At 42.5% G+C, this 13,024-nt stretch carries 13 protein-coding genes and 1 riboswitch; of the genes, 8 read left to right on the top strand and 5 right to left on the bottom strand.

From position 1 onward, the window contains the following. The first annotated feature begins 25 nt into the window (after positions 1-25). Positions 26-1,078 carry a [FeFe] hydrogenase H-cluster radical SAM maturase HydE gene (hydE, locus tag WKT03_RS08290; protein WP_340391524.1) on the top strand — a complete coding sequence of 351 codons (1,053 nt, stop codon included), beginning with the start codon at positions 26-28 and terminating at the stop codon, positions 1,076-1,078. A 485-nt stretch (positions 1,079-1,563) separates the two neighbouring features. On the opposite strand, the gene thiC is transcribed toward hydE, so the two are convergent. The 3 genes from thiC to WKT03_RS08275 form a co-directional block, all read right to left on the bottom strand. Further along, positions 1,564-2,874, bottom strand: a complete 1,311-nt coding sequence (gene thiC / locus WKT03_RS08285; RefSeq protein WP_340391523.1) for a phosphomethylpyrimidine synthase ThiC — start codon at positions 2,872-2,874, stop codon at positions 1,564-1,566. Between the two features lie 89 nt (positions 2,875-2,963). Continuing rightward, a riboswitch (TPP riboswitch) is annotated at positions 2,964-3,073 on the bottom strand. 92 nt (positions 3,074-3,165) lie between these two features. Beyond that, complete coding sequence (locus WKT03_RS08280; RefSeq protein WP_021944078.1) at positions 3,166-4,509, bottom strand: threonine/serine exporter family protein; 1,344 nt, start codon at positions 4,507-4,509, stop codon at positions 3,166-3,168. Next, a complete protein-coding gene (locus tag WKT03_RS08275; protein ID WP_340391521.1) occupies positions 4,493-5,260 on the bottom strand; it encodes a DUF4866 domain-containing protein in 768 nt (255 codons plus the stop codon). The genes WKT03_RS08280 and WKT03_RS08275 overlap by 17 nt, the downstream gene beginning before the upstream one ends. A gap of 125 nt (positions 5,261-5,385) precedes the next feature. Here WKT03_RS08275 and WKT03_RS08270 point away from each other — a divergent pair, with 125 nt between their 5' ends. The 3 genes from WKT03_RS08270 (at position 5,386) to WKT03_RS08260 (ending at position 8,061) form a co-directional block, all read left to right on the top strand. Beyond that, positions 5,386-6,309 (top strand): LysR family transcriptional regulator, encoded by a 924-nt coding sequence (locus tag WKT03_RS08270; RefSeq protein WP_021944080.1) that lies wholly within the window; start codon positions 5,386-5,388, stop codon positions 6,307-6,309. A 216-nt stretch (positions 6,310-6,525) separates the two neighbouring features. Beyond that, on the top strand, positions 6,526-7,449 hold the full coding sequence (locus WKT03_RS08265; protein WP_173783325.1) for a ketopantoate reductase family protein: 924 nt from the start codon (positions 6,526-6,528) through the stop codon (positions 7,447-7,449). Between the two features lie 177 nt (positions 7,450-7,626). Next, positions 7,627-8,061: an Hsp20/alpha crystallin family protein gene (locus WKT03_RS08260; protein WP_117822011.1), complete on the top strand. Its 435-nt coding sequence runs from the start codon at positions 7,627-7,629 to the stop codon at positions 8,059-8,061. 159 nt (positions 8,062-8,220) lie between these two features. Here WKT03_RS08260 and WKT03_RS08255 read toward each other — a convergent pair whose 3' ends face one another. Together WKT03_RS08255 and WKT03_RS08250 are read right to left on the bottom strand one after the other, a co-directional pair. Then, entirely contained in the window at positions 8,221-8,859 is a 639-nt protein-coding gene (locus WKT03_RS08255) for a lactate utilization protein (RefSeq protein ID WP_340391518.1), read from the bottom strand. Positions 8,860-8,874: 15 nt separating this feature from the next. Next, positions 8,875-9,318, bottom strand: a complete 444-nt coding sequence (locus tag WKT03_RS08250) for a hypothetical protein (protein WP_340391516.1) — start codon at positions 9,316-9,318, stop codon at positions 8,875-8,877. Positions 9,319-9,421: 103 nt separating this feature from the next. Between WKT03_RS08250 and WKT03_RS08245 the strand changes: the two genes are divergently transcribed. From WKT03_RS08245 to WKT03_RS08230, 4 genes are all read left to right on the top strand, one after another. Further along, entirely contained in the window at positions 9,422-10,561 is a 1,140-nt protein-coding gene (locus WKT03_RS08245; protein ID WP_117807285.1) for a serine/threonine protein kinase, read from the top strand. A gap of 157 nt (positions 10,562-10,718) precedes the next feature. After that, a complete protein-coding gene (locus WKT03_RS08240) occupies positions 10,719-11,099 on the top strand; it encodes a hypothetical protein (RefSeq protein ID WP_008401935.1) in 381 nt (126 codons plus the stop codon). 226 nt (positions 11,100-11,325) lie between these two features. Continuing rightward, complete coding sequence (locus WKT03_RS08235) at positions 11,326-12,051, top strand: ABC transporter ATP-binding protein (protein WP_117785816.1); 726 nt, start codon at positions 11,326-11,328, stop codon at positions 12,049-12,051. A gap of 18 nt (positions 12,052-12,069) precedes the next feature. Continuing rightward, positions 12,070-12,987, top strand: coding sequence for a SufB/SufD family protein (locus WKT03_RS08230; protein WP_117822008.1), 918 nt, complete (start codon positions 12,070-12,072; stop codon positions 12,985-12,987). Positions 12,988-13,024 lie beyond the last annotated feature (37 nt).

Raw genomic sequence — 13,024 nt, 5'->3', positions numbered from 1 at the left:
AATAAAGACAGGATGGAAACCGTTTATGCATACACTGATAACAGAGATTCGCGATAAACAGAATATTACAAAGGAACAGCTTCAGCTTCTGCTGGAAACAGACAATCAGGAAATGATTGAAGAATTGATGGTATGTGCCAGAACGGAAGCGCAGAAGGTATACGGAAATAAAGTCTATATGCGTGGACTGATCGAGTTCACAAATTATTGTAAAAATAACTGCATTTATTGTGGGATAAGAAGAGATAACTGCCATGTTGATCGATACCGGCTGACCAAAGATCAGATCCTTGACTGTTGTCAGAGTGGATACCGGCTCGGGTTCCGGACATTTGTGTTACAGGGAGGCGAAGATCCGTTTTATACAGATGACCTAATCTGTGAGATCGTATCAGAGATTAAACATCAGCATCCGGACTGTGCGATCACATTGTCAATCGGAGAGAAAAGCAGGCAAGCCTATGAACGGTATTTTTCTGCCGGGGCGGAACGTTATCTGCTTCGCCATGAGACTGCGGATAAGGTACATTATGAGAAGCTTCATCCGAAAGAAATGTCATTTGACAACCGGATTCGGTGTCTGCATGACCTGAAAGAGATCGGTTATCAGACTGGGTGTGGTTTTATGGTCGGTTCACCATATCAGACGGTCGATACGTTATATGAGGATCTCTGTCTGATCAAAGAATTGGAACCGGAAATGTGCGGAATTGGACCTTTTATTCCGCAGGCAGATACACCATTTGGAAAAGAGGCTGCCGGAACACTTGAGATGACCTTACGGCTGCTGTCAATTATCCGTCTGATCCATCCTACTGTGCTGCTTCCTGCGACAACAGCACTTGGCACGATCCATCCGCTTGGCAGGGAGAAGGGGATTCTTGCCGGGGCAAATGTTGTGATGCCGAATCTGTCGCCGGTCGGTGTCAGGAAAAAATATTTGTTATATGACAATAAGATCTGCACCGGGGAAGAAGCCTCGGAGTGCTGTGGCTGTATGATGCGGAGAATGCAGGGAATCGGATACGAGGTTGTGGTTGATCGCGGCGACCATCCATTGTATGATAAGAAAAGATGAATGCATATATTGGAGAAATGCAAACATGGGAGAGGCTTTTTAGCTGAAGGTGAAAATATCTTTGTTATTGCAGATTTTATGAAAGAAAGATGTTGGAAAACATTCTGATTATATTAAGAACTGCATGTTTTACATTCTGCTATACGACAGCAAATAAAATGGGCGGTTTTCTGTCACTGACTAACTATATATTGACATTAGCGAAGATTTCGTCACGCGATGCACATTGCCAGTAAATACGGGTGCCTGTCTGAGCCGAAGGCGAGTTGGAGTACATTCTGCAATAAGATAGCAAATAAAATGGGCGCTATGTTATTGTCGGTTGCTAAATTTTCGTCAGCAGAATACACATTGTCAACGAATGCGGGTGCCTGTTTGAGTCCGAAGGACGAGTTGGTACAGAAGCATGAGTGAATCAGACATGTGTATTCTGGTAGAAAATTTAGTTGCGATAATACATAGTGCCCATTATATTTGCATTCGTACTACAGAATGTCGATGTACTCATCGGCGAGAGCCTTGTTCATACTGCGGACAGCACAGAACTTGCCGCACATACTACAGGTGTCGGAGTGGTCATCCTCTGGCATACGACTGTCGCGGATCGCTTTGGCTGTAGCAGGATCAAGTGCGCAGGCATACTGTGCATCCCAGTCCAGGACACGTCTGGCATCCGCCATCTTATCATCGATATCTCTGGCACCCGGAATACCCTTTGCAATGTCGGCTGCATGAGCAGCGATTTTCGATGCGATGATACCCTGTTTTACATCATCTACATTTGGAAGTGCAAGATGCTCGGCTGGGGTAACGTAGCATAAGAAAGCAGCTCCGTTCATAGCAGCAACAGCACCACCGATCGCGCTGGTGATATGATCGTAACCGGGAGCAATATCTGTAACCAGAGGCCCGAGAACATAGAATGGTGCGCCCATGCATAAGGTCTTCTGAACTTCCATATTTGCAGCGATCTGGTTAAGTGGTACATGACCGGGACCTTCCACCATAACCTGTACATTGTGTGCCCAGGCACGCTTTGTTAGCTCGCCCAGACGTACCAGTTCTTCAATCTGGCATACGTCAGTCGCATCTGCCAGACAGCCCGGACGACATGCATCTCCGAGGGAGATCGTAACATCATATTCCTCACAGATATCTAAGATCTCATCGAAATATTCATAGAACGGGTTTTCCTGACCGGTCATACTCATCCATGCAAATACAAGGCTTCCGCCCCGGCTTACGATGTTCATTTTACGTTTATGTTTTTTGATCTGATCAATCGTTTTTCTTGTGATTCCACAGTGTAAGGTTACAAAGTCAACACCATCTTCTGCATGAAGACGGACAACATCGATGAAATCCTTTGCTGTCAGCTCTGCAAGATCACGCTGATAGTGGATGACACTGTCATAGATCGGAACCGTACCGATCATGGCAGGACATTCGCTTGTCAGCTTCTGACGGAATGGCTGTGTATTTCCATGACTGGACAGATCCATGATCGCCTCAGCGCCCATATTAACTGCACTCATTACTTTTTCCATCTCAATGTTATAGTCCTTGCAGTCTCTGGATACTCCAAGGTTTACGTTAATTTTGGTACGCAGCATACTGCCGACACCTTCAGGATTCAGACAGGTGTGTTTCTTATTAGCACAGATGGCAACCTGTCCCTTTGCAACTAAATCCCTGAGCGCCTCGACAGCCATATGTTCCTTTTTCGCTACGATCTTCATCTGCGGAGTGTTGATCCCTTTTCTGGCTGCGTCCATTTGTGTTGTGTAATTTTCCATATTATCCTCCTACTACAACCAATGTTATTTTACGTGGCAGAAAGTGGTGCTCCCGATCTGCCACAGAGCAATAAAAAAAGATGCCGCAGGGCACCTCTAATACACATCCCTACGTTAGCATTACCTAAATCAGGTTCACAGGTCGAGAACTTCATTCTCCTCTCAGCCGGCTAATTTGTCAGCTCCCTGAATATATAAATATCTGGAAACATTATATGCCAGAATACGACATTATTCAATGATAATTTTTTAACATAAAAGATAAATAAGGGCTTGCGTCCGATACATGAATCAGGTGCAGTACCGGAAAGTACGATCTGTCAGGATTCTTGCAAATATCAGACCGAGGGGCAGGGTAACAATGATCATGATCGCAGATGAAAACCATAAAACAGCCTCTGTTAGGGACATGATACCAAGATTATAGAAAGCACGATAAAGGTAAAGTCCCGGAACCATGATAACGATGGACGGAACGGTCAGAGAGATTCTTGGATATCCGTTATTCCTTTTTATAATGGAGGCAAGAATACCTGCGGTTAATGCGCCTGCGAATGCGGCAGCAGCCGGAGGAGTGCTTGTGTAATCGACAAGCTCCAGCCGGAGAGTATTTGCAACTGCGCCGATACAGGCAGCAGTTGCAGCCATCGGAATCGAGCTGTTAAACATAATGGAGAAACCGAAGACTCCGCAGAAGCTAGTAATGATCCGCAGGATAAGCTTTGTACCTACAGCCAGATTCAAAGCGGAGAAATCCTGAGGATGAAAATGTAACAGCAATGCCATGATCCAGGCGAACATAGTGGCTACTAAAACTATGATGACAGAGTAGCTCAGACGTTCAAGCCCGGACCGAAGATCCAGTTTAGCCAGGTCAATGCCGCTTGTTATGAATGGAAATCCGGGAATGATAAACAGCATTGAGCAGATATAGCCAGCTTCATGGAGTGCAGATACGTGGAAGAAGATTTCTGCAAGGTGAAAGCAGATGGCATATGTCATGCATGCGGCTGATATGGATACTGCTATGTTAAAGAAAAGGGTAAAATGGTGCTTGATCATTTTGGTACGGATGACATTTCCAACACCGGCTGCAATAAAAGCAAGGATCATTTCAACAGGACCGCCGCCTAATAGGAAGGTAAATGCACAGCAGGCAAGGGCTGAAGCCAGACCCAGTTTTGCAGGTGAATAAAGTGTATGGATCTTCTCAATCTGATCAAGACGCCGGTGAATCTCTTCGCCCGTCAGATGGGCTTCTTCTTTTGGGAAATTGTCAACGAATTGTTCCATCCGATAGAGCTTCGAGGTGTTTACACCGGTATTCGCAATGCTCAGAGACTGTGAAACGCAGTCGGTTCCATCAAAACAGTTGAATTCAATGGACATCAATCCGACATCAACGGTGCAGGTTACGCCCAGTTCTTTGGACAGGCGGTTCATGGAAGTACGAACACGCCAGGCACCTGTTCCACAGGAGAGCATAATTAACCCGACCCTTCCAATAACAGAGGCTTTTTCTATCAGCCCCGCCTTGGCGATCAGGACATTGCTATCGTTTTTTACATAATCATGCCATGGAATTTCCATATGGTTTTTTTCCATGATATCTGTATAATTACTGTTCTTTGGCATAGATGATCTCCTCCGCTTTTTCAATATGATGTTCCAGATTCGTCAGGAATAATGAATTTGGAAGGAATATGCCGATTTCATCATATCGGTAATTATTTTTCACCAGAGAATCCTGCCCGTAGAAAATGTAGGACATAGGAAGCTCCTTTTCCAGTGCGATCATAAGATCCCATACAGCAGAATATGCTTCTGCTTCTGTCTCCTTTTGCTTTACAGTATCGGGAAGCTCGCAAATCAACAGTACACCGTCACTTTTTTCCAGAATCTTCTGTTCCGGTTTCATGTCATTTGCGGCATAATCGTGACTGTATCTGTATGCGCGGGCTAGATAGATATTTTTATTGTTTCTAAGTGTCTGATAGATCTTATGAAAATGACGATATTCTTTTTCCCGGATCGAAGTTTTGTATTCAGGAAGCAACTGACCATTGTCATCTGTCATAATGACAGGATTTGTTTTGCCATCTGCGTTGAATCGATATGGGATCAGAAAGGAATTGCGCAGAAGATCAAACAGGGTATTGTTGCAGATCGCCATAAGAAATGCAGACAGATCCCGGTTATGATAGGAATTGAATAGTACCTGTGCAAATTCTTCTGCCGGAAGTGGTGCGTCGTAAGCATCATCGTTATAGCACAGGTAATTTGCAAATGTTTCCTGTAATTTCTCACATGCCCATGGATCATTCAGGATTTTTTCAAATAAGAAATCTGCTTTTTTTTCTCGTGGAAAAATTGTAGTTTCGTTCATGCTTAACCGACTTCCTTTCTTTTTCTGTTCTGCACAATTATACTATTGGCAGAAAGATAAGTAAAAGATATAATTGATATGACAGACATAATCATTTGATATGATAAAAGAAACGGAGAAGACAGATGAATATTAACTTTGAATATTATAAAATTTTCTATTATGTGGCAAAATATCATAATTTTACAAAGGCTGCGAAGGTTCTGGAAAGCAGCCAGCCAAATGTTACAAGAGCGATGAACTGTCTGGAACAGCAGATGCACAGTACTTTATTTGTAAGAACCAACCGGGGCGTTCAGCTTACACCGGAGGGAGAAAAACTATATATGTATGTGTCGGCAGCTATGCATCAGTTATTAACGGCAGAGGAAGAACTGGCGGACTATTCGGGCATGGTACATGGAAGTATATCGATCGGAGCCAGCGAGACAGCGTTAAATATATATTTGTTTGATAAATTAAGGTCATTTCATACTGCATATCCGGGAATTCGACTGAGAATCTATAATCATTCCACGCCGGAGGCAGTAGATGCAGTAAAGAGCGGTAAGATTGATTTTGCTGTTGTGTCGACACCGGTGGAAGCAGACTCGCCCCTTGAAACCAGAATGTTGAGATCGTTTCGGGAGATCCTGATCGGTGGACAATCCTTTAAAGAGCTGCAGGGAAAGACGTTGTCTTTAAAAGAATTAAAGAATTATCCGTTGATCAGTCTTGGAAGAGAAACGATGACATTTCGATTTTATGAGCGGCTGTTTTTATCGTACGGGATAGAATTTGCACCGGATACGGAGGCTGCGACAACAGATCAGATCCTGCCGCTTGTCCGTTGTGAGCTGGGACTGGCATTTATACCGGAATCCATGGCAGGTGAGGCGCTCGAACGCGGAGAGGTAATACAGGCAGTCCTAAAGGAGAAAATTCCTGACCGGCATATCTGCATGATATATGACAGCCAGCATCCACTGAATACAGACGCAAGATCATTTCGCAGATTATTGGAAGAAGACTGCGAAAAGGTAAACACCCTCAATCGGGGCATCGATTGAGAACAGAAAACGTCTGGTATGCAGTTATCAAGTTCAACATTCATACATTAAATATCCCCCAGGCATATTTGCAGAAAATGTATGACTGTTTTGTGAGGAGGACAGTTTGACTGTAGTCATTTTATAAGAACATATAAAAGATGGCGTGGAATCACGCCAAAACAGGATAGAATGTTAAACAAAGAATCAATATAGTGGAAAAGAGGAATAAGAAATATGAAGATCAAAAGAATTGCATTGATCGGACTTGGCGCGATGGGTGTATTTTTTGCGCCAAGATTATATGAAGCATTTGGAGAGAATTTTTATATTATTGCAGGTGGTGAACGTAAAAAACGCCTGGAAAGTAGAGGAGTTACGATCAATGGCGTCAACTATAGATTCCCGATCGTGACACCCGAAGAACAGGGTGAGCCGGCGGATCTGATACTGATCGGTGTAAAGGGCTATGGATTTGCACAGGCAATAGAAGATATCCGCCATCAGGTAGGCGAACATACATTGATCCTGTCTTTGCTAAACGGTGTAGACAGTGAGGAACAGTTGATTCAGGCATTTGGCGAAGAACATGTATTGTATGCATATATGAGAATGTCCATTGTTATGAAAGACGGAAAAGCAGACTTTGATCCGTACTGGGGCAAGATCCACTTCGGAGAGAATAAAAATGATGTTCTGTCAGATCGTGTACTTGCTGTAAAAGAAGTATTTGATCATGCCGATATTCCATATGAGATCGATCCGGATATGTTAAAGGGACTCTGGTTTAAATACATGTGCAATATTGGGGAAAATATGACTTGTGCGTTGCTCGGTATCCCATTTGGATTTTTCCGTATCAGCGACAGTGCGAATTGGATCCGTGACAATGCCATGCGGGAAGTGGCTGCGATCGCGCAGAAGAAGGGAATCGATATAGGTGAAAAAGAAATAGCGGAGCAGGATGTTACAGTAAAGACAATTCCACCCGAGAACAAACCATCAACCCTGCAGGATCTGGAAGCGGAGAAGCTGACCGAGGTAGAGATGTTTGCCGGCAATGTCATAAAGATGGGAAAAGAGCTTGGCGTGCCCACTCCGATTAATGAGATGTTCTATCATGGTATCCGGGTACTGGAGGAGAAGTTTACAAAAAGATAATATTTGAATTAGCACTCGGCTGTTTACAGTGCTAACAAAACGTGCTATAAATAATGGTATGAAGTAACTGCATATAATAGAGAAAGTTGTGTGAGTCTAATAAAATGCAGGAAAATGACAGTAATATATAACTGATGAAAGAGAATCAGAAATATAGATAGAAATGGGGTAATTAGGATGGATAGACCAAGTATTTTTTCAGATAATTTTGAGATGATGAATGGCTTCTTTGATGATTCCTTCTGGGGCAGCCATTCCGGACTTCGTACCATGACTACAATGGCAACTGATATATTCGAAACAAAGGACGGATATGAGATAGAGATGGATCTGCCGGGATTTCCAAAGGAAAGCATCAAGGCAGAATTAAAAGGTGGTTACCTGACAATTCTTGCCAGCTATACTGGACAGGATCGTGAAGACAGGGAAGGAAGCTATATCAAAAAGGAACGGTATTCCGGTCATTATAAGAGAAGCTTCTATGTCGGCGACAAAGTCAGTGAACAAGATATTAAAGCAAGATTTGCAAATGGTGTTCTGTATGTCTATGTACCAAAATTCGACGACCAACCGGAAGTAGAAGAAAAGAAGATTATCTCGATAGAAGGATAACGGACAAATTTTAGGGGCTGTTTATTATAATGTAGCAAGCCTGTCCGAGCGCCGGTACTTAGGTTGCGTATTTTGCAACCTTATGTACCGTTGCGTTGAGGATAGAACGAAAGTGTCTTGCGCAATAATAATAAACAACCCCTGAAATTTGTCTGTTTTCTAAAATCCCAGATCTTCATTTACAAGGATGACCTTGATACGTCCTTTGTGCTTGGAATAGCGGGTGGCTAAGAACTGGCAGCAGACTGTTTCCGGTGACAGACAGTTTGCGCATTCGCCGGTTGTACTGCAAGGGGTTGAAAGTCCGAAGCGCTGTGCATTGATCGGAGCTGCTTCATTTCTTGCACGGCTTAAAGCATCTTCTTCTGTCCGTACTACCTTGTTCATTCCTGTGATCACGATAACATGGGAAGGACCATAGACGATGGCAGCTACACGATTTCCATTGCCATCGATATTTACCATAATGCCGTCTTCGGTGATTGCATTACAGCTTGTTAAGAAGTAGTCAGCGAAGAAACATTCTTTGGAGATTCGGTCTTTTTCCTCCGGTGTTTTTGCTGCATCACGGTTCAGCTCTTTGTAGTTTCCCTCGATAAGAGCATCTAAAAGTCCGGTTGCTTTTACGGTCATGGAACCGCCCCAGCCGACAGAGCTTCCTTCCGGGATCAGACTCAGTGCAAGCTCCTTAGCTTCTTCCTTTGTCTGGACATAGAAGCCTTCCATATTTCTGGCAGCCAGCTTGTTTATCATGGATTTCGCCAGTTTGTCGTTTCTCATGTTTCTAAAAGTATCCATTTGATATACCTCCGTTTATTCAGGGAAATCCAGATTATTTTCCGCAAAGAAATTCATCACTTCAAATGCAGAAGTACAGTTCTGATTGATACATACGATCAGGGCAGCATCCTGTGGAAATTTGGGATACAACACGGCATTTCCGGAGATTGTAAGTGCACGTTGGATCTCTTTCAAATTCATTCCGGCGCATAATGCCAGAAGAACCAGCTTGTATTTTCCGGGATGTGGTTTCCTGCCGTTTAAGATCTGATAAGCATAGCCGCGGTCCAGATTGCTTCGTTTTATGACATCGGCGGTCAGAAACTCCGGGTGATCATTAAAGTAAAGATTAAAATAATCCTGCAGATTGTCACAGGACATATCATCTGCATGAGATGTTATATATGATTTAAAATGTATATTTGAATCATCGGTTGATAATTCATTCAGCAGATCTGTTGTTCTGGTCGTTTTCATGATTAATCCTGCATTCTTTCCCTTGATAATTTTTATCAGTACCATATAATATTTATTATACTTGTCGATAAAGCAATTTCAAGATAAACAATAGGAAAATGATATGAATTTAGAAATACAAAGTCGTCTGTCCTTTTATCGCAGACTGGAAGAAGTAGAGCATAAAAAGGGAATTTCTCTGGTGCGGCATATAGAGACCGGACAGATTTATGTAGAAAAAGTGCTGACGCAATATGATAAATCTATATATGATTGGCTACAACAATCAAAACTCCCTTACGTTCCGCAGATTTATGAATGTATGGAAGAGGATGGTACGTTATATCTGATCGAAGAATACATACAGGGGATCACGCTGGAAACATATATTGAACAGTTTGGATGTCTGGATTTGGATGCTGCCGGAAGAGTGATCGAATATCTTTGCCGGACATTGGAAAAACTGCACAGACATATACCGCCAATCGTACACCGGGATATCAAGCCGACAAATATAATGCTTCAGGGGGATTTCAAAAAGGGACATGGTATTGTATCTGTATATCTGATCGATTTCAATACTGCAAGAGTTTTTGACGCAGAAAGGAATCGGGATACCGAGTTGATCGGTACAAGAGGATTTGCAGCTCCGGAGCAATACGGTTTTTCGCAGTCAGATGCGCGGACGGATATCTACGGACTTGGCGTATTATTAAATTATATGTTGTGTGGAAAATTGATCCGAGATGGAATTTACGCAGATCATCAGGAAGTGTCACAGATCATCCGGAAAGCAACCCAGATCGATCCGGAGAAACGATATCAGACAGCAGAGGAAATGCTCGATGCGATGCAACAGAGCATGATTTTAGATGAAGCTACAGATAAAGTATCCTTGAATGATAAATCCCGCCCGGCATGGACTCGTTTCCTGCCACCGGGATTTCGGGAAGGAAAAATCCTGAATATGGTTGTTGCAGCCATTTATTATATATTTTGGATGTATTTCTGTCTGACAGTAGAAGTAAAAGATCATGGAGAACCGCTCTCCGGAACTTGGTTATATGTAAATCGCTTTGTGTATTTTATGATGTTTATTATTACTCCGTTTTTTTGGAATAATTATCTGGACGTTTGGAATTATTTCCCGCTTGTGCGCTCACCGAAGAAGATATGGAAGCTGGTTGGATTGTTTTTATATACGCTGGCATGGTTTTTTTTAGTGATGTTTGTATTCGTTATAGTAGAGGATATATTCCGATAGTGTGCTGTCAGCACACCAGCTCTTTCTGAAAATTTTATAAGATAGAATATGCAGTGGTTGTAATTATATCAAAATACCCTGAATGATGACTGATACAGGGGGATTTTAATATAATAGCAAGAACACTTATAACAGCAGAAAGAGGAGAGAATTTATTATGGAAAAGACAAAGCAACCTTTATCAACATTCAGACTCGTAGCAGGGATCATAACGATCGTGTTATCAGTCTTAGTAACATTTCAGTCCTGTGCGGCAGGATTATCAAATGCACTGGAAGAAAACGGGGAATCCGGAGGCTCTGCAGGTGTATTACTTGCAGTTTGTTTCCTTGTTGCAGGAATTGTTGGAATTGTAACCAGAAAGTCAACCGGAGCAGGCGGTGCATTCACAAGTGCAGGCTTCTACATAGTCGGTGGTCTGATCGGCCTTATATGTGCAGGTTCCTATGCTGATTTAGTAATCTGGGGCGTTATCTCCGTAGCATTCGGCGTTATATTCATAATCGCAGGCGTATTAACAAAGAAGAGAAATTCTTAATTTATATAAAACGTCTATAAAAAATAAGTCCATCCGGTTGTGTGTGGGGGAATATAGTCATCCCCCCACACAACCGGATGGACTTATTTTTGATTATAGGAAGAAAAACCACGCATACTTCCGCCGAGAACCGGAAAAAATACTAAAAGAATATTGGAATATAGGGGATTTTAGGATATACTATAAAACAGTGTGTTTAAAAAATACAAACAGCGATGGAGGAACTATGTTAGAGTTAAAAAACATCTCATATATTGTAAATGAGGATGGAAAAGAGAAAGCAATATTAAAAGACATTAACCTTACAGTAAACGAACATTTCGTAGCAATTACCGGACCTAACGGTGGCGGTAAATCAACACTTGCGAAGATCATAGCCGGAATTATCAAGCCAACAACCGGACAGATTCTTTTAGATGGAGAAGATATTTCAGAGCTGAATATAACAGAACGTGCAAAGAAAGGAATCAGCTATGCATTTCAGCAGCCGGTTCATTTTAAAGGGCTTACTGTAAAAGATCTGGTATCTATAGCATCCGGCAAAACACTGAATGTTTCACAGATCTGCGAGATCCTTTCCGAAGTTGGTTTATGTGCAAGAGATTATGTGAACCGTGAAGTAAATGCAAGTCTTTCCGGTGGTGAGTTAAAACGTATTGAGATCGCCATGATCATTGCAAGAGGTACGAAGCTGTCATTATTTGATGAGCCGGAGGCAGGCATCGACCTGTGGAGCTTCAACAGTCTGATCAAGGTATTTGAAAAGATGCGTGAAGAGATCAACGGAACGATCCTGATCATTTCCCATCAGGAGCGGATCCTTAATATAGCAGATAAGATCGTTGTGATCGCAAATGGTCATGTTGATGCAATCGGAAGCAGAGATGTGATCATGCCAAGACTGACTGGTGAATCAGCCACTTGCAAGGTGCTGGAAGAAAAACAGAAATAAGTTGTGAGGTAACAGAACATGGATTTAATTCAGAAGAGTTTATTGCAGCAGGTAGCAGGACTTCATGATGTACCGGAGGGCGCATATAACATTCGTGTCAACGGACAGCTTGACAGCAGAAATACAACTGCAAATATAGATATTGTAACAAAAGAGGATAAGCCGGGAATCGATATCATCATTAAACCGGGAACAAAAAATGAGAGTGTGCATATTCCGGTTCTTTTGAGTAAGAGCGGTCTGCAGGATATGGTATACAATGATTTCTATATCGGAGAGGACTGCGATGTTACGATCGTAGCCGGATGTGGTATCCATAACTGTGGTGTGGACACCTCCAAGCATGACGGCATCCATACTTTTTATATTGGTAAAAATGCAAAAGTAAAATACATCGAACGACACTATGGTGAGGGAGATGGAAATGGCGAGAATATCATGAATCCGGAAACCATCGTGCACTTGGAAGAAGGGGCCTCGATGGAGATGGAGACGACTCAGATCAAGGGAATTGATTCGACTGTCAGAAAGACCGGCGGTGATCTGAAGGATAACGCATCATTAGAGATCAGGGAGAAGATCATGACACATGGCAAACAGTATGCAAAGACTGATTTTGTTGTGGATTTGAATGGAAAAGGCTGCAGTGCAAATGTAGTATCCAGATCCGTTGCAAGAGATCAGTCCAGACAGGAATTTTTCTCCACGATCAATGGCAATAATGAATGTAAGGGTCACAGTGAATGTGATGCGATCATTATGGATAGCGCAAGCGTATCAGCAAGTCCGAAGCTGACGGCAAATAACATTGATGCAAACCTGATCCATGAAGCAGCGATCGGCAAGATTGCAGGCGAGCAGCTGATCAAGCTGATGACACTTGGGCTGACAGAGGCAGAAGCGGAAGAGCAGATCATCAATGGATTTTTAAAATAAAAGCGTTTACAATAAATCATATAACCTATTTGACATT

The organism is Coprococcus sp. HCN-4056 (assembly GCF_037892645.1).
Lineage (GTDB): Bacteria > Bacillota > Clostridia > Lachnospirales > Lachnospiraceae > Coprococcus > Coprococcus ammoniilyticus.
The sequence above is the reverse complement of the archived record's forward strand: the minus strand, read 5'-3'. Positions and strand labels throughout refer to the sequence as shown.